The organism is Methanofastidiosum sp. (assembly GCA_035362715.1).
Taxonomy (GTDB): Archaea; Methanobacteriota_B; Thermococci; order Methanofastidiosales; family Methanofastidiosaceae; genus Methanofastidiosum.
This window is the reverse complement of the sequence record DAOSDU010000005.1, coordinates 62,324-88,272: the sequence shown is the minus strand read 5'-3', so window position 1 is coordinate 88,272 and position 25,949 is coordinate 62,324. Positions and strand designations below refer to the sequence as shown.

General features: G+C 31.4%; 24 protein-coding genes. 12 read left to right on the top strand and 12 right to left on the bottom strand.

What is annotated here, in order from left to right; translation table 11 throughout:
- Positions 1 to 33: 33 nt before the first annotated feature.
- Together PLI06_04900 and PLI06_04895 are read right to left on the bottom strand one after the other, a co-directional pair.
- On the bottom strand, positions 34 to 747 hold the full coding sequence (locus tag PLI06_04900) for an alanyl-tRNA editing protein (protein ID HOI76934.1): 714 nt from the start codon (positions 745 to 747) through the stop codon (positions 34 to 36).
- 46 nt (positions 748 to 793) lie between these two features.
- Positions 794 to 2,116: a sodium-dependent transporter gene (locus tag PLI06_04895; GenBank protein HOI76933.1), complete on the bottom strand. Its 1,323-nt coding sequence runs from the start codon at positions 2,114 to 2,116 to the stop codon at positions 794 to 796.
- 270 nt (positions 2,117 to 2,386) lie between these two features.
- Between PLI06_04895 and PLI06_04890 the strand changes: the two genes are divergently transcribed.
- A complete protein-coding gene (locus tag PLI06_04890; GenBank protein HOI76932.1) occupies positions 2,387 to 2,836 on the top strand; it encodes a fasciclin domain-containing protein in 450 nt (149 codons plus the stop codon).
- 48 nt (positions 2,837 to 2,884) lie between these two features.
- Here PLI06_04890 and thsA read toward each other — a convergent pair whose 3' ends face one another.
- Positions 2,885 to 4,516, bottom strand: a complete 1,632-nt coding sequence (thsA, locus tag PLI06_04885; protein HOI76931.1) for a thermosome subunit alpha — start codon at positions 4,514 to 4,516, stop codon at positions 2,885 to 2,887.
- 333 nt (positions 4,517 to 4,849) lie between these two features.
- Between thsA and PLI06_04880 the strand changes: the two genes are divergently transcribed.
- From PLI06_04880 to PLI06_04870, 3 genes are all read left to right on the top strand, one after another.
- Complete coding sequence (locus tag PLI06_04880; protein ID HOI76930.1) at positions 4,850 to 6,169, top strand: 4Fe-4S binding protein; 1,320 nt, start codon at positions 4,850 to 4,852, stop codon at positions 6,167 to 6,169.
- Positions 6,170 to 6,326: 157 nt separating this feature from the next.
- Positions 6,327 to 6,815 (top strand): hypothetical protein, encoded by a 489-nt coding sequence (locus PLI06_04875; protein ID HOI76929.1) that lies wholly within the window; start codon positions 6,327 to 6,329, stop codon positions 6,813 to 6,815.
- A gap of 17 nt (positions 6,816 to 6,832) precedes the next feature.
- Entirely contained in the window at positions 6,833 to 7,201 is a 369-nt protein-coding gene (locus tag PLI06_04870) for a roadblock/LC7 domain-containing protein (GenBank protein ID HOI76928.1), read from the top strand.
- A 14-nt stretch (positions 7,202 to 7,215) separates the two neighbouring features.
- Here the strand turns inward: PLI06_04870 and PLI06_04865 are convergent, their stop codons facing one another.
- Positions 7,216 to 8,802 (bottom strand): hypothetical protein, encoded by a 1,587-nt coding sequence (locus PLI06_04865; GenBank protein HOI76927.1) that lies wholly within the window; start codon positions 8,800 to 8,802, stop codon positions 7,216 to 7,218.
- Positions 8,803 to 9,010: 208 nt separating this feature from the next.
- Here PLI06_04865 and PLI06_04860 point away from each other — a divergent pair, with 208 nt between their 5' ends.
- A complete protein-coding gene (locus tag PLI06_04860) occupies positions 9,011 to 9,733 on the top strand; it encodes a HAMP domain-containing sensor histidine kinase (protein HOI76926.1) in 723 nt (240 codons plus the stop codon).
- An 8-nt stretch (positions 9,734 to 9,741) separates the two neighbouring features.
- On the opposite strand, the gene PLI06_04855 is transcribed toward PLI06_04860, so the two are convergent.
- Positions 9,742 to 10,596, bottom strand: coding sequence for a DMT family transporter (locus PLI06_04855; GenBank protein ID HOI76925.1), 855 nt, complete (start codon positions 10,594 to 10,596; stop codon positions 9,742 to 9,744).
- 82 nt (positions 10,597 to 10,678) lie between these two features.
- Here PLI06_04855 and PLI06_04850 point away from each other — a divergent pair, with 82 nt between their 5' ends.
- Both PLI06_04850 and PLI06_04845 read left to right on the top strand, forming a co-directional pair.
- Positions 10,679 to 11,497 (top strand): tyrosine-type recombinase/integrase, encoded by an 819-nt coding sequence (locus PLI06_04850; GenBank protein HOI76924.1) that lies wholly within the window; start codon positions 10,679 to 10,681, stop codon positions 11,495 to 11,497.
- Between the two features lie 40 nt (positions 11,498 to 11,537).
- Positions 11,538 to 12,176, top strand: coding sequence for an adenylate kinase (locus tag PLI06_04845; protein ID HOI76923.1), 639 nt, complete (start codon positions 11,538 to 11,540; stop codon positions 12,174 to 12,176).
- Positions 12,177 to 12,192: 16 nt separating this feature from the next.
- Here PLI06_04845 and PLI06_04840 read toward each other — a convergent pair whose 3' ends face one another.
- The 4 genes from PLI06_04840 to PLI06_04825 all read right to left on the bottom strand — a co-directional run bounded on the left by PLI06_04840 (position 12,193) and on the right by PLI06_04825 (position 15,240).
- Positions 12,193 to 12,792, bottom strand: coding sequence for a DUF4130 domain-containing protein (locus PLI06_04840; protein ID HOI76922.1), 600 nt, complete (start codon positions 12,790 to 12,792; stop codon positions 12,193 to 12,195).
- On the bottom strand, positions 12,777 to 14,015 hold the full coding sequence (locus tag PLI06_04835) for a putative DNA modification/repair radical SAM protein (protein ID HOI76921.1): 1,239 nt from the start codon (positions 14,013 to 14,015) through the stop codon (positions 12,777 to 12,779). Before PLI06_04835 ends, PLI06_04840 begins: the two co-directional genes overlap by 16 nt.
- A gap of 91 nt (positions 14,016 to 14,106) precedes the next feature.
- On the bottom strand, positions 14,107 to 14,889 hold the full coding sequence (locus tag PLI06_04830) for an isopentenyl phosphate kinase (GenBank protein HOI76920.1): 783 nt from the start codon (positions 14,887 to 14,889) through the stop codon (positions 14,107 to 14,109).
- 42 nt (positions 14,890 to 14,931) lie between these two features.
- Entirely contained in the window at positions 14,932 to 15,240 is a 309-nt protein-coding gene (locus PLI06_04825; protein ID HOI76919.1) for a hypothetical protein, read from the bottom strand.
- A 266-nt stretch (positions 15,241 to 15,506) separates the two neighbouring features.
- On the opposite strand from PLI06_04825, the gene PLI06_04820 reads away from it, so the two are divergent.
- Positions 15,507 to 16,931, top strand: coding sequence for a response regulator (locus PLI06_04820; GenBank protein HOI76918.1), 1,425 nt, complete (start codon positions 15,507 to 15,509; stop codon positions 16,929 to 16,931).
- A gap of 23 nt (positions 16,932 to 16,954) precedes the next feature.
- Here PLI06_04820 and PLI06_04815 read toward each other — a convergent pair whose 3' ends face one another.
- From PLI06_04815 to PLI06_04805, 3 genes are all read right to left on the bottom strand, one after another.
- Positions 16,955 to 17,137 (bottom strand): YegP family protein, encoded by a 183-nt coding sequence (locus PLI06_04815; protein ID HOI76917.1) that lies wholly within the window; start codon positions 17,135 to 17,137, stop codon positions 16,955 to 16,957.
- 56 nt (positions 17,138 to 17,193) lie between these two features.
- On the bottom strand, positions 17,194 to 19,662 hold the full coding sequence (locus PLI06_04810; protein ID HOI76916.1) for a hypothetical protein: 2,469 nt from the start codon (positions 19,660 to 19,662) through the stop codon (positions 17,194 to 17,196).
- 78 nt (positions 19,663 to 19,740) lie between these two features.
- Entirely contained in the window at positions 19,741 to 20,364 is a 624-nt protein-coding gene (locus PLI06_04805; protein HOI76915.1) for a GyrI-like domain-containing protein, read from the bottom strand.
- A gap of 117 nt (positions 20,365 to 20,481) precedes the next feature.
- Between PLI06_04805 and PLI06_04800 the strand changes: the two genes are divergently transcribed.
- The 4 genes from PLI06_04800 to PLI06_04785 all read left to right on the top strand — a co-directional run bounded on the left by PLI06_04800 (position 20,482) and on the right by PLI06_04785 (position 25,930).
- Entirely contained in the window at positions 20,482 to 20,970 is a 489-nt protein-coding gene (locus PLI06_04800) for a hypothetical protein (GenBank protein HOI76914.1), read from the top strand.
- Between the two features lie 130 nt (positions 20,971 to 21,100).
- Entirely contained in the window at positions 21,101 to 21,391 is a 291-nt protein-coding gene (locus PLI06_04795) for a PAS domain-containing protein (GenBank protein ID HOI76913.1), read from the top strand.
- 104 nt (positions 21,392 to 21,495) lie between these two features.
- The gene (locus PLI06_04790) at positions 21,496 to 23,262 is read left to right on the top strand and encodes a PAS domain S-box protein (protein HOI76912.1); all 1,767 of its coding nucleotides are present in this window, start codon (positions 21,496 to 21,498) and stop codon (positions 23,260 to 23,262) included.
- On the top strand, positions 23,255 to 25,930 hold the full coding sequence (locus tag PLI06_04785) for a PAS domain S-box protein (GenBank protein ID HOI76911.1): 2,676 nt from the start codon (positions 23,255 to 23,257) through the stop codon (positions 25,928 to 25,930). Before PLI06_04790 ends, PLI06_04785 begins: the two co-directional genes overlap by 8 nt.
- Positions 25,931 to 25,949 lie beyond the last annotated feature (19 nt).

Below are 25,949 nucleotides of genomic sequence, written 5' to 3'. Positions count from 1 at the left end.
ATGATGATAAATAATTTGCTTATTAAATTATTCCTAGTCTTCAAGAGCAAAGTATATTCTTCTGTTGTTTTTTCCCTTATTGACAGCTTCAAGGAATATAATCTTGCCGATTTCCTTCAAACTTTTTACATGGCATCCGCCATCAGCTTGAGCATCAAATCCTTTTATATCTACTATTCTTAATTTCTTAACTTCATGAGGAAAATCCATAGCTAGTTTGAATAGAGATGTATCCTTTTTAGCCTCTTCAATATCTTTGTAATAAATATCTACAGGTAGATCCTTCTTTATAATTTCATTTGCTTCATCAATTATTTTCTTGATAAACTCCATATCAAATTTTTCCATATTGAGATCAATTCTCCCTTTCTCGGATGTTAATTGATTGCCAGTTATTAATAAGTTGTAATTTCTATTAAATATACCAGAGATAAGATGGGCCGCTGTATGATATCTCATTAATCGGTATCTTCTGTTCCAATCTATAGTACAATGCACTTCATCTCCTAATATAAGCCCTTCTTCATCTGTTTCATGGCTTATCTCTCCTTCAAATTTACCCACATAGATAACCTTGTACTCTTTTCCATTTTTTTTACTTATGATTTTACCAGTGTCCCATTCTACCCCTCCACTATTTGGATAAAATGAAGTTTTGTCTAATATTATGTATTTCCCTTTAGCAGAGATTACATTTGCATCAAATTCTTTTAAGTAAGAATCTTCCATGTACAAACATTCAGCCATTGACTCACCAGAAATTTAAATCTTAAAAAAATAAAATATAAAAAATTTAGAATAGTCCAAATCCGCCTAAGATTATGATGAATATCGCTAAGGGAGCTACTATTCTGCATATCCATATCCAAATTGGCTGAAATGTGAATGGTCCATGTGCGGTAGTTTCTTTCTTTGCGATTTCGGGAATTATCCAACCAACAAAGAGCGATATTAATAATCCACCCACAGTTAATAAGATATTATTAGCCACGAAATCCAAGAAGTCTAAGAAACTCATTCCCAAAATGTTTATAGAAACTGCCCCTTGGGATAATGCAGATGGTATACCTAATAGAAGTATTGATCCGCCTATTATTAAAGCTGCCTTATGCCTTGGCCATTTGAGATTGTCTATTACATATGCTACGACCACTTCTAGTAATGAAATTGCAGATGTAATTGCAGCAACACATAGAAGTAGGAAGAACAATGCAGACCATATTTGGCCTCCGGGCATCATTGCAAATACCTTAGGTAGTGTAATGAATGTAAGCCCCGGTCCAGCGCTTGGTTGAGCCCCAAATGCAAAAACTGTTGGAAATATAACGAATCCGGCAAGAAAAGCAGCTCCAGTATCCAATAATGTTATAGTTGCAGCGGCTCTTGGTAATGATTCTTTCTTTGATTTTATATAACTACCATATGTAATCATACACCCCATTCCCAATGAGAGCGAGAAGAAAGCTTGACCAAGTGCAGCAAGAATAGTTTTTCCTGTAACCTTAGAAAAATCTGGATTAAGGTAGAAGTTTATGCCTGCAAGTGCTCCTGGCAATGTAACTGCTCTAATAATTAATATTGCTAAGAGTATGAACAATGCTGGCATTAATATTTTGCAAGTGTCTTCTATTCCTTTTCCAACGCCCCTATATACTACAAATATTACGATTGCCATAAAGATAGCGTGATACAAAACTGTTTGGGGTCCATTAGCAATGAAACTAAGGAAATAGCTTGTTGAATCAGTACTTGTAGATATCATGCCAGTAAATGAACTGAGTATATATTTTATTGTCCATCCACCAATTACAGAGTAATATGATAGAATAACAAATCCTGCAATTACTCCCATCCAACCAGCTATCTGCCATGGTCCACCTTTTAGTTTTTGAAATGCACCAACAGCATTTAGATTTGTGTGTCTTCCTATTGTAAATTCAGCTAACATGACTGAAATTCCAATAGTTAAAACAATTAACAGATATATAAAGACAAATGCAGCTCCACCGTTTGCACCGGTAAGATAAGGGAAACGCCATATATTACCAAGTCCAATGGCAGAACCAGCAGCAGCTAGCCAAAAGCCCATTTTACTGCCCCATGTTTCTCTTTCCATTTTTTCAAACCTCCTTTTTTTAGTCTAATAAACTAAGTTAAACTTAGTTTATCAAGACATTGTCTAATTTTTTATTAACTAGTATATAAGTTTTACCAATTTTCTTTTACTTTATCTAATATTTACCAAAAATAATTATTTTTCGTATTCCCGATAAATTAAATTATTCTAATTGTATTTATTATTTAATATAAATATATTTTCATTATTAATTTATTAAATAAGGGAAAAAGATAAATAATTTTGAGTATAGTATTATATGGTGAAAATATGAAAAATATTGTCGAAACGGCCATTGCGGCAGGAAATTTTAAAACGTTAGTTGAAGCGGTAAAAGTTGCGGGATTAGTAGATGTATTAAGTGGACCTGGACCATTTACAGTTTTTGCACCACAAGATAGTGCATTTGCAGCACTCCCCAAAGGTACAGTCGAAAGTTTACTTAAAGATAAGGCAAAGTTAACTGAAATATTGAAATATCATGTTGTATCCGGAAAACATGACCTTTCAGAATTAAGAAAACTTTCTGGAATGCATGGTGGACTGAACAAAGTAAAGACATTACAAGGCAAAGAGCTTAAAATATCTTCGGCCAAATCAACTGCAGGTTCAAATGAAATTGAAACGGTAATGCTTGAAAATGCAATTGCCATAAAACCTGACATTCTATGTTCAAATGGAATATGTCACATGATTGATAAAGTCTTGATTCCAAAATAAGAAAAAATTATTTTTATTTTTTAAAAATACAAAAAAATTAAAAAGTATTTAAGCAATTTGAGAGCCTGCGCTCATGTTTCTATAGGCTTCAGATTTTGCAAGTTCTTTTCCTGCCAAGACATCGTCTATTCTAAGTATCATTACTACTGATTCTGATGCACTTTTTATTGCCTGCTCTTTTAATTTTAAAGGCTCAACTACTCCTGCTTTTAACATGTCTTCTACTTTTCCATTTTTGATATTTATTCCCATTGATTTTCCATTGTCTTTATTGTGGGCCGCCCTAAGATTTACTAGCATGTCTATCATGTCAAGACCGGAATTGTCTGCAATCGCTTTTGGTATTCCTTCTAAAGCCTCAGCAAATGCCTTAACTGCAAGCTGTTCTCTACCTTTTACAGAATTTGAGAATGTAGCCAATCTTTTAGCAATTTCCATCTCTGTAGCTCCAGCTCCAGTGCAAATAATTCCTTCTTTGACAACAGTAATTAATACGCCTATTGCATCATCTAAGGCTCTTTCGACAGTTTCAACGAATTGCTTTGTTCCGCCTCTGATTAAGATACTTGCGGCTTTTGGATCGACGCAACCTTCGATAAAGGTCATATACTCATCGCCGACTTTTCTTTCTTCAACTAATTCTGCTTTTCCTAAATCGCTTGGTTCAAGGTCAAGGGCCATATTTACTATTCTAGCACCAGTGGCCTTTGATATCTTCTTTATCTCTTTTTCACTTACACTCTTTAGCGCATATGCGCCAGCTTTAGAAAGATAGGATAGTGCGCCGTCATCTATACCTTTTTGACATATTATAACATTTGCACCAGCGTTGATAATTCTATCAACCATTCTTTTTAGCATAAAATCTTCTTGATCTATAAAGCCCTGTACGTTTGCAGGTGAAGTTATTCTTATTTTGGCATCGATACCTGTTTTTTTAACTTGAATTGGGCTTGTGAGTATAGCTATTTTTGCATTTTTGATTTTTTGAGGCATTGAGTCATAGGCTCTATTTTCATCTACAAGTAGTCCTTTGACAATAGCAGAATCCTCTAAGCCGCCCCCTTCTTTTATTGTAATCTTTATATCGTTTTTAGAAACTGAATTTATTCCCTCTTTGGTATTTGTTGCTATTTTCACTGCCTCTACTGCTATTTTGGCTAACTTTTCAATCGATTTTTCAGCACCTTTGCCGGTCATAGAAGTTTTTGCTATTTCTAGAAGGATTTTGTCATTATCCATTGATATTTTTTCCCCTATCTCTTTTAGGATGCTAAGTGCTTTTTCTGTAGCGATATTGTATCCAGTTGTTATCGATGTTACGTGAACATCTTGGTCAATTAAAGATTCTGCTTTCTTTAGTAATTCTCCTGCCAATACAACCGCTGTTGTAGTTCCGTCTCCTACTTCTTGATCTTGAGCCCTTGCAACTTCAACAATCATTTTAGCTGCTGGGTGTGATATGTCTATTCTATTAAGAATAGTCGCACCATCATTAGTTATCATTACATCTCCAGAGTTTTCCACAAGCATTTTGTCCATTCCTCTGGGTCCTAAAGTAGTTTTTATTATTTCGGCAACGATTCTGCCGGCCATAATATTCATTCTAAGAGCTTCTTTTCCCTTAAATCTTTGAGATCCTTCTGGCTGGATTCCAATAGGTTGTTTCATATTTGCCATATTATCACCTTTTATTTTTAAGTGAATAATTAATTGTTCTAAATAACGCACTATCCAAATAAAAATACTATTATTTGTTCTAAGTAACTAAAAACTATTTAAAAAATTAACGGCGTATTTTTATCTGTTATACAATTTGATATTCTGAAATGATCTAGTCGAATTTTGATTCTAAACTGTCCAGCACCACTATTTTTTTATATTTAAATATTTATTTAACCATACTTTGTTTTATTTTATTTCATTTTTTATATAAAAGAATTAGTCGGCATAATATTATTTTTATTTCTTAAAGTATTGTAATCTCAAATATGGCTTAATTTGGGAATAAATTTGGAATATCTTTTTAAAAGAATTGAATTTGATTTGATTATCGATTTTATGAGAAAAACATCAATTTTTTTATTAACTTTATTTATATTTATTATTATTGATCTTAATTTTGTCTATTCGTGGGATGATTGCCCATTTGGGGAAACAGATTCTAATTGCGTTTATCCTGGCGATTGTGGGAAATATGTTGATACTAATAATAATATAGTATGTGATAGATCAGAGCCGACCCCGGGCACAATTCAAAATAAATCTTTAATAATCCCACAAGATGTAACTCTTCCCGAGATCAAAGGTAATGTAATTAAAACTATGTCTATCGAAGAAGTTGCTAATGCTTATTCTATTGATACCAAAGAACTGATGGATAGATTAAAAATTAATGTTTCACCTAAAACAAGAATAGAGAGCCTAAGGCCATATGGTATTACCAATAGCCTGGTAAAGGAACAGGCCGAGGCATTATTTATAGAATCCAATAAAAAAATATATGGCGATAGTACTATAATAAATTCTGGTCATTTTAATGACGAATTAGAACCAATAAATCATCTAGAAAAAATATTGAAAGAAGATCTTTTAGTCACATTTGGGTTAATGTTATTAGGCACGCTCTATTTTTTCAAATTAAGAAGAAAAGAAATAAGATATTTGGCATTGGCTATATCTTTAATATATCTTGGATTTATTCGTGGCGGATGCCTTTGTGTAGTGGGGTCTTTACAACAACTTGCTTTGTATTTAATAGGGGCTACAAGAGGTAATTATATTTACTGGTCTTTATTATTCATATTGCCAATAGGATTCTCCGTTGTATTTGGTAGAGTATTTTGTGGATATGCCTGCCCTATCGGCGCTTGGCAACAGCTTTTGGCAGAAATAGGTAACAAATTAACAAAATTCAGAATGCCACAAAAATTAGACAAAGTTCTAAAATATTTCAAATATTTTTTTGCTTTAATAATCGTGGCGATAGTCGTGTCTACCAAGTATCCTTTTTTCCAAAAAATTGATCCATTTTCTTACCTGTTCTCATTTAATTTTACATTATATGGGATAATTTCCATAGCTATCGTCTCTGGAGCATCACTACTAATCTCAAGGCCATTTTGTAGATATATTTGTCCATATGGGGCCGTATTAGCTATATTTTCCAAATTCTCGATATACAAAATAAAAGCGAAGAACGGTTGCAAGAACTGTACACTTTGTGATAGAGTGTGCGAAACAGAAGCAATTACAAAAGGGATTGTCGATCAATCTGAATGTATACGATGCAAAAAATGCATTGATACCTGTAAATTTGGCGTTCTAAAATAAATTTACCTTTATTAAGATTCAAATTGTATTATTTCTAATTTTATTTTCATGTTAAATAAATCTTAATTTTTTTAAATTTAATCCAAGGAAAACTTTAAATATCATAAGTTCAAATGTGAATTGAATTTAAATTGCTAAATTCTCAAAGGTGAATTAAATGGACATCAATGTTAAATTGAAATATACAAGCACTATTATGAATGCTTGGCTTTACGGAGTTGAAAATACCGCAAATATATTCTTTGATAAACCAAAACTTTTTTACAGGAGATGGGGGACCATAGCTATTAAGCCATTTATCGAATCTTGGAAAGACCTTGGCATGGAATTCCAAAAAGGGCTTAGCCCATACAATACTGCAAAAATGTTTATTGAAGCACTTGTCAAAGCAGAATTTTTTAATAGTGCTGATTTTGAAATGGCAGGCGACGACAATAATTTTACTTTTAAAGCAATTAATTGCCCATACAAATCTCACTGCACGAGACTAATTGACGAGGGAAAAGAAATAGCATGTCTTAGGGCTATAACATTACTTGGGGCAATGGAATTCAACAAAGAAGGTGAATCTCTAAAATATATGTATAAATTTGAATTTAACAAAGAAACTCCTTGTTTAGTTTCATTTGAAAAATTTAAAGATTGATATAAAGATGTGATCTAATGGCCAGTCGAATAGAAAAATTAACTGAAATGTTAAAAGATCTAAGTGGGGCATCTCCCGATATAGAAGCATCAGCTATAGTTTCAACAGATGGATTGGTAATAGCTAGTGCTTTACCTCATGATGTTGAAGAAGACCGTGTCGCTGCAATGTCTGCAGCTATGCTTTCGCTAGGTGAAAGAACTTCAAAAGAGCTCATGAAAGGAAGTCTTGAAGAAGTTTTTGTCAAAGGGCAGAATGGGTATATACTTCTCATGGGCGCAGGTGAAGAAGCAGTTCTCACTGCTTTAGCTAGAAAAGATGCGAAATTGGGATTAGTTTTCCTAGACATGAAAAGGGCTGCTGAAGAGATAGGGAAAGTAATCTGATGGCCTTATATAGTCTAAGGAAAATGTTCAATCAACTTTTTATAGATTGTATTTATCTCTTTTAGTTTTTCTTCCGCCTTTTTTATAGTTGCGTCACTTTTATTTAGATTTTTATCGGGGTGTAGAAGATCAACCCAATACCTATACTGTTCTTTTATCAATTCTTTGGTTATGGTTCCATTATCGTCCAATTCAAATTTGATAACTAGCTCTTTAATTGATATTTCATCAATTACGCTTTTTTTCTTTTCATGTTTCTCTTTCTTCTCTTCTCTTGTATACTCTTGATATTTTTCATAAGACTTCTTGTGACCTTCTTCTGTTCTTTGATTTCTTATTCTTTCAAAATATGTTCTTATAGTGTTTTCATCAAAATTAATAGAGTTATATCCACTTCTTATAAGACTTAAAGCGATGTCAAGTATTTCCTTCATTTTCTGAGAATTATAATTTTTAGAAGCTGCTTCATATTGAGTTTTTAATATTAAAAACAGTTTATCTGTGACATAACTAATTCTTATTTTGTTAACTTGATGTTTCGATGCTATCTTCAATGCTTTTTCTAAATTGAGGATAGCTTCTTCATATTTGTCATATTCTTCATATGCACATGATTTTTGGTAGTACGATTTAATTATTCCATCAATCGAATCGTTTATGTATCTACTAGAATGGCCCTTATCCTCTTTTGCCAGTTCTAGAGATTTTTCAAATGTTGAAATTGCATCATCATATCTGCTCTTTTCAAGAAAATTTTTACCTTTTGTATTGTATCCTCTAATCAGATTATTTTTTGATTCAATGTAGTCTTCTGAATCATTTCCGTATATTTGCAGTGTCATGTCCAAAATTTTTTTTAGATTAGATATGGCTAAATCATAAAGCCCTTTATCTATTTGATTAAAAGCAAATAAAGTTAGTATTTTTGCTATATTTTTTTTTGCAGATTTTGCAGTCTCTGTTTCAATGCCCATATCATTAGTAATTTCTATCGCTTTATCTATGGCATTGATCGCATCTTCAAATCTGTCCCGTTTAGCGAAATATTCTCCCTTTTGATTGTAGCACATTATTAAATTGTTTAGAGCTTCTTTAGTTTCCTCAGATTTTTTGCCACTATTTTCCACACAAAAATCTAAGATTTTTTTAAACGAAACTATCGCATCATCAAATTTATTCTGATTTAAGCTTGAAGATCCTTTTTCAAAATAGGATTTTTTTAAACTTTCTTTTATATTTTTTATTTCTTCTGGTTTAATCGTGGGAATATTTAATGATTTTTCTAATGCTATTTTGAAATATGAAATTGCCTCATCATAAGAAGAATTCTGTAAATAATCAAGGGCCTTTTTTTCAAATAGCCAAACTACTTCCTCTTTTGAAATAATATCTATTTCTTTCTTTAATTCATGAATCTTATCATTAATTTCATTTGTTTTTTTATAATTTCCTTTATTCAAATATTTCTCATAAAGGGATGTATATTCAGAAATAAGTACATTTCTTATGAATTTTACTTTCTCCGGATCTTTATTTTCTTGTTTCTCCTTTACAAGTTGGTCTTCCCAAAAGGATACGGGAACTTTTTTTTTCTTTGCCACACCTTAGCCTCCAAATGTATACTTGTAATAGTCTATTCTTTATATAATGAAGATTAATAAATCATGTTTTAAATCTTATTGAAATAATCATTTATTCTCTTTTTTAGCTTATCTAAATTCTATTTAGGAAAATTATAAACATATAAGGAATATTTATATAGTAATTTAATGAATCTAGTATAATTTTCTTATCGGGGGAACTAAGATCATGGATACAATTCCTAATCAGAATCCAAATGAAGAGATAATCCGCTTATCTATGGAGTTGCAAAAAGAAAAACAGAATAATTTAAAATCGAATAAAAGAATAGAAGAATTACACGAAATTTTGAAAGTGACCAATAAAACACTACGCCATGATATTCTCAACCATTTAGCCACTGCAAGTATGGCTTTAGAAATTTATGAAAAGAAAAAAGATGAAAAATATATTAATAGTGCATTCAAAGGTATTCATCGAGGAGTTGATTTAATTAAACAGATGAAGGAACTTGAACCCCTAATTGAATTTGGGCCTGAACCTCGTCCTATAAATATTAGAGAGATAATAGACTCTGTAATGCCTTCTTATAAAATAAATTATTCAATAAGCGGAGACTGTCAAGTATTAGCTAGCCAAGCAATCACTTTAGTTATTGGAAATCTAGTTAGAAATGCTATTAAGCACGGGAATACAGATCGGATTGATTTCAATTTGGTAACTAATGAAAAAAGTTGCGAGATTATTATTTCAGATTACGGAATAGGAATTCCTTTGGAGTTAAGAGAAAAGCTATTTGATGCAGGATTTAGTCATGCTGAGACTAGGGGCGCAGGAATTGGATTATTCATAGCAAAAAAATTTATAGAACTATATGGGGGAAATATTAGAGTTCAGGATAGTTTACCCCAAGGAACAACTTTTGTTATTACTTTGGAAAGGGCGGTGTGATATCTTTATTAAATAAATAATAGCCATAGGCCAATAAGCATTATGGCAACGCCTAGCAACCTTTCTTTTATATTCTCTTTTAGTATTTTCCCTGCCAAAATAACTGTGATAATCATAGCAGTCATTGAAGCGGGCTCAGCAATACTAACTTCAATGCCTGTAAAAGCAATTAATAAGAATAAGTATGAATATGCATTTAATCCTCCACTTAAAGTTGCAATTTTAGTTTTTTCTTTAAATAATTTAATTGTAGTTGATAAATTTCTTTTAGCTATAATATGTACAAGCAAGAAAAGAGATATGCCTAAATTGAGGTAAAACGCATAGAGTATCGGGGGTGTAATTTTTATCGCATTACCATCAATTGTTCTACCAACCGCAATTAAAAGTGATGCAATTATCATGTATTGGCATGATTTGTCTAGAAGAATTGCTTTAAATGATTCTATAATATTTCTTTTTCTGTTTAGAAATGAAACGCCATAAAATAAGAATAATAATCCAAGTACTTTGAAAAGAGATAATTTCTCGCCTAGAAAAGTCACTGCCAATATCAATAGGAAGAATACATTGAAATTGTATAGTGGGCTTACTAAAGAGGCTTCGCCCTCTGATAATGATTTAACATATAGCCAAAATGCAATCGAATAAACAAAACTACTCAAAGTAACATAAAATAAGATTGAAGTATTAAGTACAATATCTACAAAAAAAAGTGCAGGAAGTAAAAATATTGTTCCCAAACCAAAAAATAGAAAAGTACCACTAATACTATCTGATTTTTCTCCAAGTTTTTTTACTAGAATTCTTTCCCACCCTAATAGAATAATTCTGCCACCTAGGGCGAGATAGGGGATTAGCATAAGATGAGGTATGATAACGAGTATATAAATCTTTAATAAATTATGCGCAAAATTTATATATATCTAAATGCTTACTGTATTTATGTTTGAAGACTATCTGATGGAGCTAGAGCTTCGAGGTCAATCTAAAAATACAATTAGAAATTATGGTTACACTTTGTCCAATTTTTTCGATTTCACGAATAAAAATCCCGAATCAGTTTCTGAATTGGACATTAAACGTTATATGATCCATCTAAAAAATGAAAAAAATGCGACTAATAGAACAATTCATAGGCATCTCAACGCATTGCGTTCTTATTTTAGATACCAAAATATTGACATTGCAGACAAAGTAATGCTGCCAAAACTGTCCAAACCTTTGCCCAAATTTTTAACTAAAGAGGAAATTAAAATTCTTCTCGAGGAGCCTGGTAAATTACGTGATAAATGCTTAATCCGATTGTTGTATTCTACTGGTTTAAGGGTGTCAGAGTTAGTTAAACTTAATAAAAATGATATAAAAACTGAATCAATCCATGTTGTATCTGGTAAAGGATCTAAAGATAGGATCGTATTTGTAGATTCTAAAACTAGAGAAATGTTAGATCGTTATATATTAGAGAGAAACGATACAAACGAAGCTCTTTTTTTGAGCAATCATAATGAAAGAATATCTGCAAGGACAATTCAATGGTTGATAAAGAAATACTCTAAAGAGGCGGGAATTGAAAAAAAAGTTACGCCGCATGTATTGAGGCATTCATTTGCAACTCACATGCTAGAGGGCGATGCGGATATAGTAGTGATAAAGGAACTTCTTGGGCATTCCAATTTGTCTACTACTCAGATTTATACCCATGTAACAGATGAAAGAAGAAAGAAAGTTTATGATAAAGCACATCCTCTATCTAATGAATAAATTTAAAAGCATTTACCAGAGTCTTTAAATTGGTGTTTTTATGAGAATAATTCTTTTAGGTCCGCCAGGTTGCGGAAAAGGAACCCAGGCCGACATTATTTCTAAGGATTTTGATATACCTCATATATCTACTGGAGATATACTTAGAGATAATGTCAAAAGAGGAACAGATGTAGGTAGAAATGCAAAAGAATATATGGATTCCGGATGCCTTGTTCCGGATGAAATCATTATTAGCATGATGAAAGAAAGATTTTTAGAAGATGACTGTACAAAAGGATTTTTGCTTGATGGATTTCCAAGAACCATAGCTCAGGCTGAAGCTTTAGATGATTTGTTAGATCAAATGGATATGTCCTTGGACTATATTGTAAATATTGATGTCAAAGATGAAGATATAATCAATAGAATCTCAAAGAGATTATCATGTCCAAACTGTGGAGAAGTCTATAATTTACTTTTCAAGAAACCTAAGAAAGAGATGTCATGTGACACGTGTGGAGGAAAGCTTCATCAAAGAGATGATGATAAAGAAGAAGTGATAAGAAATAGACTTGATGTTTACAGAAAGCAAACTGCGCCTTTGATATCTTATTACAAAGAAAAAATAAAAAATGTAGACGGTAGTAAGAATATCGGTCAAGTCACAAAAGACATTTTTAAGATTCTAAAATCTTAATTTTATTTATTTTCTATTAATCAGAAGATATATACTCGTCCAAAGTCTTAGTGTTTAACCTTAGTTCTATGTTGTTCCCCGTCGATTTAAGATGTTTTTTTGGCATGTTTTTATAGAAGAGTTTGTGATTTTCTCTTTCTTTTATATATTGGGATTCGTAGTAGACTTGCCATATTTTTTCTATGTCAACTTCCTCGTCTGACCCTATTAATAACTTTACTTTCTCTATTATTTCATCTAGACTCCTTGAATCTTCATATCTTTTGTAGAAATTATCCGAATAATAAGATGCCCAAACTCTATGATCATTGCCTAGGATAATCAAATTCTTTTGAAATCTTCTAGCAAAAATATCTGTAACTAACCTTCCTATTTTATGTTCAGGCTTCATATAACCAAAAAGTATCTTATCATTAATTGAATTGAATCTAACAAATCCCCTCATTCGATGTATCTCTGATCTAACTTCCCCAACTTTTCTTCTAATCTTTACTATTTCAGAATCTGCTGAAGTGTTCAAGTCATGCCAAGATATTTTTGTTGATATTTCTAAAAGAATTGTTGGAACATTCTTATTCATTAAAAGATATTCTGATACACTTATTGAGTCTGACATCCAACCCACCGGTCCAATCTAGAATATTCTCCGCCATTTATTTTCAAAAAAGGCGTGGCATTTTTTACTCGTACTCCTAAGTTTAGAAGCTGCTCTCTTTTGTAAATTTTGTTCTTTTTCCTGTAATTCACAATTCTATAAGCGCTTTTTGGCCCTATCCCTGGAACTCTCAAGAGTTCATCATATGATGCATCATTTGGATCAATGGAGGAATCGAGAGTATTCAATGCAATGAAAAGTTTTGGATCTTTATTATTTAGAAATCCCTCTTCATCAAAGGCTATTTTAATTTCATTTTCAGAAAATTTGTACACTCTATATAACCAATCCATCTGATACAATCTGTGTTCCCGCCATGTTGGCTGTGCAGATAATCCTTCTAAAGATGTTGCGGTGATGGGATTAAAAACTGAATAATATACTCTTTTTAACATCATTTCTTTATATTCTTTAAGGGTCCTTTTGAATATATCAAAATCACTTTCCCCACAAGCGCCTACAACTAGTTGAGTTGTCTGGCCGGCGGGCAATTCTTTTTTTAATTCCAATTTTTTGATGTAATGCTGCCTCTTTAAGATATCATTCACATAATTTTTGGTACTACTTAATTCTGAAAGATAATTCTTAGAGGGAGTTTCAATATTTACGCTTAATCTATCGGCCATCTCGGATGCTTGCTTGATATATTCATAGGACACCCCAGGCAAGACCTTAAAGTGGACGTAACCGGCAAAACTATATTTGTCATTTAAAATTTTTAGAGTCTCTATCATTTTTTCCGTAATAAGATCCTCATCTGAACTAACACCAGAACTTAAAAAAAGCCCTTCTATGTAATTTCCCTTGTATAGTGAGATTGTTATCCTTGCTAACTCTTCTGGAGTATACGAGTAAATGCTTTTAGGGCCTTTGTAATCTGTTGAATTTTGGCAGTATTTGCAGTCATGGGTGCAGTAGTTTGTGAATAGTGTTTTGAACATAGAAACACAACGACCATTTGCAGTAAAAGAATGACAAATTCCTGACCTTGTTACATCACCCAAAACTTCATTTTGGTCAACAACTCTCCTAGTTGACGAAGAGGTACAAATATCGTGTTTAGTTCCTTGGCCCAAGGCATCTATTTTTGACAAATCAATATTCTCAAATATTTTTCCCTCATCCCCGATACAATCATACTCGCTTTGAGTTGCAAGATGAACTATTTTTTCAAGGGAAGTCATAAAAAACTGCTATTATCTTTTAATATATAAACTTAGAGAGAATTATTTTATTTTTGAGATAAAGAAATAGATATTATTTAAAATAAAACTTTTATTTTGAAAGATTCTTCTTTTTAATTACAGTTCCGTTTACATTTCCTCTAAGCGCTTCTATCAAATTACCTTTTTTAGTTAAATTAATAACATCTATTTCTATGCCCATGTCAAATATTGGAAGTATCTCTGAAAATTTACCTTCCATACCGCCGGAAGCATCTCCAGTATCTTTAGCAAATTTAAAAACTTCTTTGATATTGTCTTCTGTTATGGTATCAATTAATTTAACATTTTCTTTCTTCGGGTCCCCCGTATATATTCCATCTACATCTGTTCCGAATATAACTCTTGAAGGCTTAAGTAGTTTTGATAGGTAAGATACTATCTGATCTCCTGATAATATTGAGAATACTCTAGTTCTATCAAAGACAAGATCTCCAGTAAATACAGGCAGTAGCCCAAGTTCTATCGCCCTTAGCAAAGGTTCTTTATGGAATTCAACAATCCTGCCGTTAGATGTAATAAAGTTAGAAAAAGTACCTATCTTTACAGGTGTTAATCCATTTTGCATCAGAGATTTTAGTACAATGCTGTCAAGTTCACTTATACTAGCTCGTGTTTCAGAAAAACCTTTAAGTTGATAATCATCAAAATAACCTTTTCCCAAAGAATATTTCTTTGCAATAGGGTGCCCATAAGAGCCAGCTCCGTGAATCAATATCGATACTCTTCCAGCCTCTTTAATTTCTTGAGCAAGAGTAGAAATTACTTCCATATTTGGGGTAAAGTCTTCACTTTTTTTAGTGATTGCTGAGCCGCCTGCTTTTATTATAATCATAAAAATAGAATTATATATGTTAATAAAAAGTTTCCTATTGGGCTAATAATTTGCATACAAAGGATTAGAAGATTTATTTAAAGCCTCAACTTTTTCAATAAAGATTCCCATTAGAAATCCAAGGATAAAAAAGAATCCCAGAAGCATAAAGCTAAGCATTACTATAGACGTCATGAAAAGATTGAAAACAAACATCTCAAATCCTATAATGCATCCCAAACTGAAAACAATTAGCGAGCCTAAGTTTGACATTTGCATATCTCTTTTTTGTGGCACCTTGTCTATAACATCATCGATGAGTGTCTTGACTTCATTTATTAATTGTAAATCATCATGTTGCTTGGAAGCCATAGGATGTATAATCTAAATATCCTTTATAAATTTTGTGGTTTAATAGCTATTTTACGGCCATATATTAGTAAATATAACTAAAATATAGATTCTTCAAATAACCTAAAATTGTTCAATATATTTTTCAATACTATAAAATAATTTATAACTATTAAAAGTCAATAATAAACCGAAAAGTTTATATATATGAATACTGATACTTATTTAAGTATTACAACTTTTCAATTTTTTTGTTTTAGCTATTTATATCAAAATGAAGTCAAAAAATGAATGGACCAGTAATTATGTTATCATTCTTAGATAAAGAGTACCTCGATATGACTATTTCTAAAGATGATTTATCTAGAGAATCTCTAATTATTTTAGATTTAGTTCCAGGAATAATTCATGAAATTAATAATTCTTTGGCTTCAGCTATGGCTAGTACTGAAGTACTACAAGAAGAAATGATTAAATTAAGAAAAGAAACAAGTGAAAACAACATTAATATTAATTTAGTTAATCACATAGAAAAACTTTCTATTCTAAACAAAAATGGCACTCTAAAAAATCAAAATATCATAACGGCTTTGTTGAAGGAAGAAATTAATACCCTAAAAGATCAATGCCACAAAAAGAACACAGAAGATCCAAAATTCGATCTTCTCCAAAATCTATTAGACTTAAACATGAGAAGTGCAAAAAGAATAGAATTAATAGTCAAAGCGTTCAGAAAATTAGTTTACTTTGAAGATGATATAAATCTAATAGATGTAAATGAAGTAGTTAATACTAGTATACTCCTATTAGCAGAACAGTTAAAAAATAAATATACAATTCGAGAAGATTTTAGTAAGCTACCTTTGGTTAGTTTCAACTTTCATCAATTAAACTATATTATTATCTGTATATTATTAAAAACTATTGAGGTTATGAATTCAGGTGAACTTCACTTTAAAACATTTGAAACTGATAGTGATGTCCATATTATAATTGAATTAAACGCAGGAGAAATATCTCAAAAAAATCTTGACGCCATGATAAATCAAAACAATCCAGAATCAAAAATTGATATAGGTTCAATAAACAAATTGCTTCAATATAAAAGTGGAACTTTAGATATAAAAAAGCTAAATGAAAAATTCAGTTTAGATCTCAAAAATAATATGAGTGCAGGATTAGTATTTGATATAAAATTAGATAAGACTACTACCATAAATTCCAACTTAGATAAAAATATTGTATCAAAAGTAAATATAGACGAATATAAATTGAATGAAAAAGAATTTCAAGAATTTAACTTGGACTCAGCTCTCGAAACAAATAAAGAAAAAGGGAACTCAAAAAATATTTTGATTGTAGATGATAATCCTGAAACATTAGTTAGTTTATTTTTAGCATTAAAAAATCTAGATTTAATTAATAAAGTTATTATCGCTAAAAATGCTGAGGCTGCATTAGAACAATTTCAAGAACTTGATTTTAATTTAGTCATATCTGATTATAAACTACCAGGAATGAACGGAATTAATTTTTTAAGTTGTATAAAAGATAAATATCCAGATACTACTAGAGTTCTTATAACAGCATTCCTGAATAATTCATTAAAAGAAGAAGCTGAAACTAAGGCATCAGTAAAACTTTTACTAGAAAAACCTTGGGCCAGAGATAGCTTGAATAAGTTAATACAAGAAATCGTTGAAACAAATTAAAATAAATATAAATAAAATGAATACTATTTTTCTATTTCAACAATTGCGGCAGTAGGTGCATTCTTCTTTATACTTTCAATTCCGTTCATGCAAGATGTTTTTGATTTATATCCTTCGCTAACAGCTATAACTTGCCCGTTCCCCGCTTTTAATCTAAATCTGTACTCCCCTGCTTTATCTTTATACACTTCAAATTTTGTCATAATTACACCATTTCTGTTTTCTTTTTCATATTTAAAAAGTTAACTAATAAAAATTAAATTCAAAAATATGCCGGTATCATTTCCGTTTTTTTGTTTCCATTTTCATTATACGATATTTCCCATTTTGGGATCCAGGCCAATGAAATCATTTTGATTTCTATGTCCGATTTTTTAGGCTGAATTATGACTTCTTTGACTTCACTTATTTCTTTTTCTCTTCTTTGTTTTATGATTTCTATTTGGGCTTTTAGTTCATTTTCCAACGATTCCATTTCTTTACCAAGAGATACTATGTCCTTCTGGGCTTTATCTATATCAGCAGAAACTGTTTTGCTCTTTTGGTATTTGGTCATTGCTTTGGAAGCAGAACGAGTAGATCGCCTTCCCATAAACATACCAACAACAGATTCTCCCGCAGACAATAAAGCCTCTTGTTTCAATGAGCTAGCAGAAGCTTGTTTTTTCATAAGAATATCTTGGGCCTTGCTCTGTTTTACTTTGAGTTTTTCAAATTCTTTGGCATATTTTTGTTCAATTTTGTCAACTTCGTCATCTCTTGTCTCTCTTGCCATCTGATTTATTTTTAGAATAAAATCTCCTTTAGATTCATTAGGTTTTGAATACAATTTTAGGAGGGGGCTGTGGTAAAGTTTGAAATTACTGTTGTAAAATAGAAAATCTGTAAAACTTTTCTTTAGCTCATTAAAGTCTTTGGGATCATTTAAATTGCTTGGAATCTCTGAGAATTTTGCGTTTCCTTCCGGATCACTTAAAAAATTCGATATTTTTATTTCTTCAGATTTTTCCCAGTTCATAAATTCAGATGAGTACAGCATTAAATTTCTTTCTTGGTCTTCTTTTAATTCAATATTTTTATCTTGGAAATGAATTACTGCTTTTCCAATTACTCCTGGATTATAGATAAGAGATGGTTCTCCAAAAGATAGCTCTTTTTGATTTCTGTTCTTTATCTCTTGAATGGCAAGAGCTGAGCTTTTGATTAAAGGAACAAATATTTGTTGAATTTCGCTTGAAATAGTAGGGGGCGCACCAGTGCCCTTGTTTGAGGAGATTTGAGAAGGTGGTGTTTTAATAGTTGAAGAAACTTTAATTTCTTGAACTTTATCCTTCATTATTAATTTTACCTCACTCTTAGTCATTGGTCCCCTCAAGTAACTCATCGCCCATCTTGTCTGGAAAATAACTGGATTTTTTGCGTGAACACTATGGAAAATAAATACTCTTTTTCCGAGATTTGAAATTAACTTATCCATCTGTTCTCTATTTACAGATTCGTTAGAGCTAGAACTAATAGTATCTAAACCTTCGAGTAATCTTAGTTTATCTCTTTCTGTTTGAAGTCTACCTATAAACCATGTGCCTGCATTACTCAATCCTTTGTAATCTAAATCCACGGGATTTTGGGTGGCTAACATAATTCCAACTCCAAATGCCCTAGCCTGTTTTAATAAAGTAAGAAGTGGTTTTTTACTCGGAGGATTAGAAACCGGAGGGAAATACCCGAATATTTCATCCATGTATACCAACGTTCTAAGGCTATTAGTTCCACTTTGTTTTCTCATCCATGATATGATTTGATTAAATAAAAGAGTAACAAAGAACATTCTTTCCGAATCACTTAGGTGCGCAATATAAAAAATTGAGTGTCTTGTTTTGCCATCTTTATTTGTTATAAACCCTGAAATATCAAGTGGATGGCCTTCAAGCCAATTTTTAAAACTTGGAGATGCAATAAGGCTATTGAGTCGCATTGATAGAGACATCCTATCCTTTTTTGCGAAAAAAGTATCAATTTCAAAGACCCCTAATGTTCTAAAAGGTGGATCTTGAATTGAAAGAATTAGTTTTGCGATATCTAGATTTTGGTTTTTGCTCCAGAAATGTTCAAATATATTTGATAGTAGAATATGTTCACGAGAGTTAATGGGATCGGCTTCAACTCCAATTAAGCCTAGTATTCCACTGACAATTCCCTGTATCTGCTCTCTAATGAGTTCTGAGTCTTCTTCCCAGTCAATTGAAGGTGCATCAAAAGAATGCAAGATTGAAACAGGGGCACCAGCTTCACTCCCTGGTGTGTATATCACGAACTCAGCGTTCTCTCTTAACATTTTAATCCTATTCTCATCTTGCCCCCAGTCTGCCAATCCCTTTTTCCACATCTCTGCTTGCTGGGCTGCATAATCCTCAACACTCATTCCTTTTCTTTTTGCCTCGTCTGGGTCTACCCATTGAGAAAAATTTTCTTTTTTTAATTCTGGAAAAGTCAGTAATAAGTTTGTTATATCTCCCTTTGGGTCAATTATTATTGCCGGGATATTATCTATAGCTGCTTCTTCTAAGATATCTATGCAAAGACCAGTTTTCCCACTTCCCGTCATACCAATGCATACCGCGTGAGTTGTAAGGTCCCTTGAATCGTACATAACTAGTTTATCTGTCAGTGTGTTATTCTTCATATCATATTCTTTACCCAAATAGAATGAGCCCAATTTTTCAAAGTCCATTTTTTGTCACCTACCTAAATAGCGATTATGTTATATATTTTATTTTTGTAGTTAATAAATCTATACCAAAAAGTTATACTAAATTTTTTTAATAGGCTGTCTTAGAACTGTTTTGAGTGAATTTGGAGATATTTTTCTAGGGTCTGACAAATATATTTCATGATGCAGTCCATTTTCGGTAAGATTATTATCTTTGATAAACTCTTTCATTTTTTTTATTGTTTCTTTCTCTTCATCATAAGAACCAACATGCATTATCTGAACAGAAAGGCCCTCATCATATGATTCAAATTTTATCTTATCAATTGAAGGATTGTCTTTATTTCTTTTTGATGACTCTATTGCCGATTTCACAATTTCATTGTTGACAAATTCAGGTTGCATGATCATTATTTTCCATTCAAATCTATCTTTCTCCGTTAAATTGAATTCTTCTCCACTGATCCACCAAAGCCCTTCAAGGGGAGGAACTACATATTCAAAATATCCTTTAGGGGCAGTACCTTTTTTTGGACTCATTTTTATAGAATATGAAACAGTATAAAGAGCTTCGACAGCTTCCTGAAACTCTTCGGATTTATTGGGATTTCCTTTTCCTATAATTGTTAGAAAGTTCATTGTTGGGACATTAACAATTGTAAAATCATTTTGTGACGGTAAGTATAGATCTTTTAATGTTTTTTTAAAATCAATTTTTTCCATAATTATAATTAAATGATTTACTTATTAAAATTTATTATGAAAACTAATTGTGGCATGCCAACATTTAAATAACATTTTATTTTCAATAAAACGTCTATGTTCTTATTTGGGATTTAAATGGAAACTGAAAAAAGATTGAAATATGTTGGAGTAATAATGAACGCATGGCTTTATGGGGTGGAAGATACTGCAAACTTATTTTTTGATAAACCAAAACTATTCTATAGAAAATGGGGCGCAATTGCCATTAGGCCATTTATAGAGTCCTGGAAGGATTTAGGTATAGAATTTCAGAAAGGGCTAAGCCCTTATAATAATGCAAAAATGTTCATTGATGCACTTGTAAAATCTAATTTCATGAACGAAGACGATTTTGATATGTGTGGTGACGATAATAAATTTGTATTTAGTGCAATTAGATGCCCATATAAAGAACATTGTGGAAGATTATACTTTGAGAAAAAAGAGCTGGCATGTCTAAGGGCCATAACTCTCTTAGGGGCTATGGATTTCAACAACGAAGGGGATTCATTGAAATATAAATATGATTTTGAATTTATACTAGAAAATCCCTGTACCCTTATTTTTGAGAAATTCAAAGATTAATAATCCTATTTTTTTAATATCTTTATGCAATTTACCCAATATTTTGGGATAACTTAATATATGCTTAAAACTAGTAATAATTGTAATAAAAACTAAACTAGAAATAATTATATCATTTTAAATGATTTTTATGAATACCGAATTTAGTATTCCTGACGAAAAAAATAATTTTGAAGAGTATTTCTCTATTTTTGAGAATATTAATGAAGCAGTATGCATCAATACAAAAGAAGGCATAATATTTTTTGTTAATAGGTCTACCTTAGATTTATTTGAATATTCGATAGACGAAATAATTGGCATGAATATAACTGATCTTTATGCCAATCCTGAAGTTAGGCCAGAAATAATTAATATTTTAGAGAACAAGGGTGAAATAAAAGATTTTCCTGTTAAATTAAAGAAAAAAATGGTGAAATAATTAATTGTGAATTTAATACCAAAGTTAAAAAAGATGAAAAAGGAAATAAAATATTTTATGGATTTATTAGGGATATAACTAAAAGAAAAAAAATTGAAGATAAAATAAGAGAAAGTGAAGAGAAGTATAGGACTTTATTTGAAAATGCAAGTGATTCTATCTTTCTCCTTGAAAATGGAATTTTTATTGATTGTAATTCTAAAACATTGGATATTTTTCACTGTAGGAAAGAAGATTTGATTGGTAAGAGTCCCGTTCAAGTATCCCCCTCTATACAACCTGATGGCATGAAATCAAAAGATAAAGCTAAAGAAAAAATACAAGCTGCATTAAAAGGTAATCCTCAATTTTTTGAGTGGAGACATAGGAGACCTGATGGAACACTTTTTGACACTGAAGTAAGTCTAAATGTCATTGATATGTCCAAAGGGAGGTATATACTCGCGATAGTAAGAGATGTCACTGAAAGAAAAATTATTGAAGAAAGAATAAGGAAAAGTGAAGAGAAATTTAGGACAATCTTTGAAGCATCGGCAGATATTATTACTTATGTAGACCGAAATGGAAATATAATTGATACGAATACAAAGGTAAAAGATATCCTTGGATATACAAGGGACGAGATTGTTGGAAAAAATTTTAGAGAGTTAAAACTTATAGGTATTGAAGAATTACCTAAATTGATTAAACTCTTCATAAAAACAATTAGAAGTGGAAATGTTTCAGATAAAACTGAAATTACCCTTAGGAATAAGAATGGAACTAAAGTGCAATTTGAAGTTGCAACTAAATTTATTAAAGAAGAACAGCATATTGTAGGGGCCGTATCTGTTCTTAGAGATATAACTGAAAGAAAAAAAATAAAAGATGTGTTAGAAAAAGAAAAAGAAAAGCTATATTCACTACTAAATGAATTGCCTGGGTACGTATGTTTGTATACTTCTGACCTATCGATTAATTTTTCCAACAAATATCTAAGTGAGAGGTTTGGCAAAGTAGAAGGAAGAAAATGTTTTGAAATCTTTCATGGATATAAAGACCAATCATTAGCCCCTTGTAATAATTGCCCTGTTTTAAGGATATTTACTACAAAAATCCCTGAAACTTCTGAAAGAATACAAAATGATGGTCAAGTCTACGAAGTTCATAATTATCCATTTTATGATAGCGACGGCAATATGTTAGTATTGGAATTTGGAATTGACATCACAGAAAAAAAACTTGCAGAGGATAAAATTAAAGAATTAAACGATGCTCTAAGGTTGCTGAATAAGATTTTGAGACATGATATCCTGAATAATCTCATGGTAATTAGTGCTAATATCGAAATGGTGGACACGGAAAACAAAGATAGGATAAACAAAGCCTTTGAATATATAGACAAGAGCGCAAAATTGATTAATAGAATGAAAGAACTTGAATTATTAGTTTCAAGTGGATTTGAACTAAAAAGTTATGATGTTAAATCAATATTAAAAGAGATTTCTAAAAACTATTCTGGAATTAAAATAAATATTAAAGGAAATTGTTATGTTTTAGCAGATGATGCATTAAGTTCTGTATTCGATAATATAATTAGAAATGCCATTATACACGGCGGTACAAATAAAATTGATATTCAAATAAGCATTGGAAAGTCTTACTGTGAAATAAGATTTATTGATTATGGTATTGGGGTGCCTGACAATGTGAGGGACAGAATATTTGAAGAAGGATTTGCCTATGGTGGGAATAAAGGAACTGGACTAGGATTATATATTGTAAAAAAAACTCTTGAACGATATGGTGCAGCTATTAGAGTTGAAAACAATTTACCTAATGGGGCAGTATTTATTCTGAAATTTAGAAAAGGGGGTATGGGCAATGGATAATAATACCCCTGAAAAATTATTAAAAAGAATTGATCAGCTTAAGGAAGAAATAAGATTCTACAAATCCATAGCTGATTATACATATGATTGGGAATATTTAGTAGACATTAATGGAAATATCCTATATGTTTCACCATCATGTGAAAGAATAACTGGATTTACTCCGGCCGATTTTATTGAAGATACTAAATTATTGGAAAAGATTGTCCACAAAGAAAATAGATTTGAGATATCAAGGCATTTTAAAGAAGAATTAAAATCTGATGACAATTATTCATTTGAGTTTCGTATCACTTCAAAAGACGGCAAAGAAAAATGGATTGAGCATAAATGTCAAGCAGTATATGACGAACAACATAGTATAATAGGAAGAAGAGCTTCGAATAGGGATATTACAGAAGGAAAATATAGATCGTTATATGCATTAATGAACGAAGGGATGGCTTTACATCAAATTGTTTATGATGACACAGGTAATCCAATTGATTATTTAATCTTAGATGTTAATCCTGCATTTGAAAAAATTACTGGCCTTAAAAAAGAAAATATTATTGGGAAAAAGGCTACAGAAATCTATAAAATTACTAAGGCCCCTTATCTTGATATCTACTACAAAGTTGCGATTAATGGAAATCCAACTAGATTTGAGGTAGATTATGAACCAATGGGGAAAAGTTTTAGTATATCTGCATTTTCTCCAGAAAAAAATAAGTTTGCTACCGTCTTTGAAGATATAACGGAAAGAAAAAAAGCCGAACAATCTCTCAAAAAAATAGAATGGCTCTTGACAAAAAGTAGCAATATAGAAATAACAAACAAAGAGGAAGCTCAACCCTATGGCAATTTGTTAGAATTAAACACCAATCGTTTGATATTAGATTCAGTTGGAGAAGAAACTCTTTCATATATTGTAGGGGATTATCTGGATTTATTAGAAACTTCTTCTGCCATATACGAAAAAAATGGGGACTATGCTTATGGGATATTTAGTTCGGGATGGTGCAAACAACTAGATAGAGCTTCACGAGAACTTTGTAATACTAAAGACAATAAAGAAGCTTTGGCAAGTGGCAAGTGGCATTGTCATGAATCCTGTTGGGTTAAATCTTCCAAAGTAGCAATCGAGACAGGAAAACCATCTGACATCGAATGTCCTGGAGGTATCCATCTTTATGCAGTTCCCATCTTTGCCAAGAAACAAATCATTGGTTCAATTAATTTTGGATATGGTGACCCCCCCAAAGATCCAATTAAATTAAAAGAAATCTCAAAATTGTATAATTTAAGTATTGAAGAATTATTCAATGAAGCGGATAAATATGAAACTAGACCAAAATTTATTATTGACATAGCAAAAAAACGGTTACATACATCTGCAAAATTAATTGGTGAAATAGTTGAAAGAAAAATCACCGAAGAAGAACTAGTAAAAAACGAAAGAACATTAAGGGTATTATTTGATTCAGCACCTATTGGAATATGTCTGTTGAAGGATCGAAGATTTCAATGGATTAATAGAAAAATGGCCGAAATATTAGGATATAGTCCAGAAGAATTAGTGGGACAAAATACTAGGGTGCTATATGATAATGAAGAAGAATATGACCGAGTTGGTAAAATATTATACCCTTCAGGAAATAATGCCAATTCTATGGGCGTTGAATCGATACTCAAAAGAAAAGATGGTACTCTAATCAATTGTTCTACTAGCATAAGTGCTTTAGATCCTTCAGATTATTCAAAAGGATTCATAACAACTTTAATGGACATAACTGATAAGAAAAAGCTGGAACAACAAATTATTAAATTAGCGAAATTTCCATCTGAAAATCCAAATCCAATTCTTAGAGTTTCATTGGATGGTGAATTGCTATATGCAAATAACTCAAGTTCTGAATTATTATCTTTTTGGAAAATTAATACGGGAAATAAATTACCAAATGAGATTATTAATTTCATAAATGAAGCTTTATTATCTAAAAAACAACTAAAGAAAGACATTATTGTGCACGATAGGATATTTTCCGTTACTTTTGTTCCGTTTCTGAATGAATCATATATTAATATATATGGTAAAGATATCACTGATGAAAGAAAGGCTGAAATGGCCTTAAGGGAAAGCGAAGAGAAACATCGCTTACTCTTTGAAACAATGATCCAAGGAGTAGTATACCAAGATTCTGAAGGAAATATAATATCTGCCAACCCATCTTCTGAAAAGATTCTTGGACTAACTATAGATCAAATGAAGGGCAGAACCTCAATGGACTCAAGATGGAGAGCGATACACGAAGACGGAACAGATTTTCCTGGGGATATTCACCCTTCAATGATTTCTTTAAAAACTGGAAACATAGTTAGTAATGTATTAATGGGTGTCTTTAATCCAAATTATGGGGAGTATAGGTGGATCAATATAAATGCAGTTCCATTATTCAAAAATAATTCTAAAAAACCATATCTGGTATATACTACTTTTGAGGATATTACTGAAAGAAAGAAGTCTGAAGCAGAGATACTAAAATACCAAAATCATTTGGAAGATTTAGTTGCAGAAAGAACAGCTAGACTTGAAATCATAAATAAAGAATTAGAGGCTTTTTCATATTCTGTTTCACATGATTTAAGAGCACCTTTAAGGGCTATTGATGGATTGGTCAAGCTTTAGATGAAGAATATGGGAATGA

Bases quoted from the DNA above. Each gene is read 5' to 3' on its own strand.
- PLI06_04805 (HOI76915.1), bottom strand. From the start codon at position 20,364: ATGGAAAAAATTGATTTTAAAAAAACATTAAAAGATCTATACTTACCG.
- PLI06_04800 (HOI76914.1), top strand. From the start codon at position 20,482: ATGGAAACTGAAAAAAGATTGAAATATGTTGGAGTAATAATGAACGCA.
- PLI06_04830 (HOI76920.1), bottom strand. From the start codon at position 14,889: ATGATTATAATAAAAGCAGGCGGCTCAGCAATCACTAAAAAAAGTGAA.
- PLI06_04890 (HOI76932.1), top strand. From the start codon at position 2,387: ATGAAAAATATTGTCGAAACGGCCATTGCGGCAGGAAATTTTAAAACG.
- thsA (HOI76931.1), bottom strand. From the start codon at position 4,516: ATGGCAAATATGAAACAACCTATTGGAATCCAGCCAGAAGGATCTCAA.
- PLI06_04825 (HOI76919.1), bottom strand. From the start codon at position 15,240: ATGGCTTCCAAGCAACATGATGATTTACAATTAATAAATGAAGTCAAG.
- PLI06_04785 (HOI76911.1), top strand. From the start codon at position 23,255: ATGGATAATAATACCCCTGAAAAATTATTAAAAAGAATTGATCAGCTT.
- PLI06_04850 (HOI76924.1), top strand. From the start codon at position 10,679: ATGTTTGAAGACTATCTGATGGAGCTAGAGCTTCGAGGTCAATCTAAA.
- PLI06_04840 (HOI76922.1), bottom strand. From the start codon at position 12,792: ATGTCAGACTCAATAAGTGTATCAGAATATCTTTTAATGAATAAGAAT.
- PLI06_04820 (HOI76918.1), top strand. From the start codon at position 15,507: ATGAATGGACCAGTAATTATGTTATCATTCTTAGATAAAGAGTACCTC.
- PLI06_04795 (HOI76913.1), top strand. From the start codon at position 21,101: ATGAATACCGAATTTAGTATTCCTGACGAAAAAAATAATTTTGAAGAG.
- PLI06_04855 (HOI76925.1), bottom strand. From the start codon at position 10,596: ATGCTAATCCCCTATCTCGCCCTAGGTGGCAGAATTATTCTATTAGGG.
- PLI06_04845 (HOI76923.1), top strand. From the start codon at position 11,538: ATGAGAATAATTCTTTTAGGTCCGCCAGGTTGCGGAAAAGGAACCCAG.
- PLI06_04835 (HOI76921.1), bottom strand. From the start codon at position 14,015: ATGACTTCCCTTGAAAAAATAGTTCATCTTGCAACTCAAAGCGAGTAT.
- PLI06_04810 (HOI76916.1), bottom strand. From the start codon at position 19,662: ATGGACTTTGAAAAATTGGGCTCATTCTATTTGGGTAAAGAATATGAT.
- PLI06_04900 (HOI76934.1), bottom strand. From the start codon at position 747: ATGGCTGAATGTTTGTACATGGAAGATTCTTACTTAAAAGAATTTGAT.
- PLI06_04860 (HOI76926.1), top strand. From the start codon at position 9,011: ATGGATACAATTCCTAATCAGAATCCAAATGAAGAGATAATCCGCTTA.
- PLI06_04875 (HOI76929.1), top strand. From the start codon at position 6,327: ATGGACATCAATGTTAAATTGAAATATACAAGCACTATTATGAATGCT.
- PLI06_04895 (HOI76933.1), bottom strand. From the start codon at position 2,116: ATGGAAAGAGAAACATGGGGCAGTAAAATGGGCTTTTGGCTAGCTGCT.
- PLI06_04870 (HOI76928.1), top strand. From the start codon at position 6,833: ATGGCCAGTCGAATAGAAAAATTAACTGAAATGTTAAAAGATCTAAGT.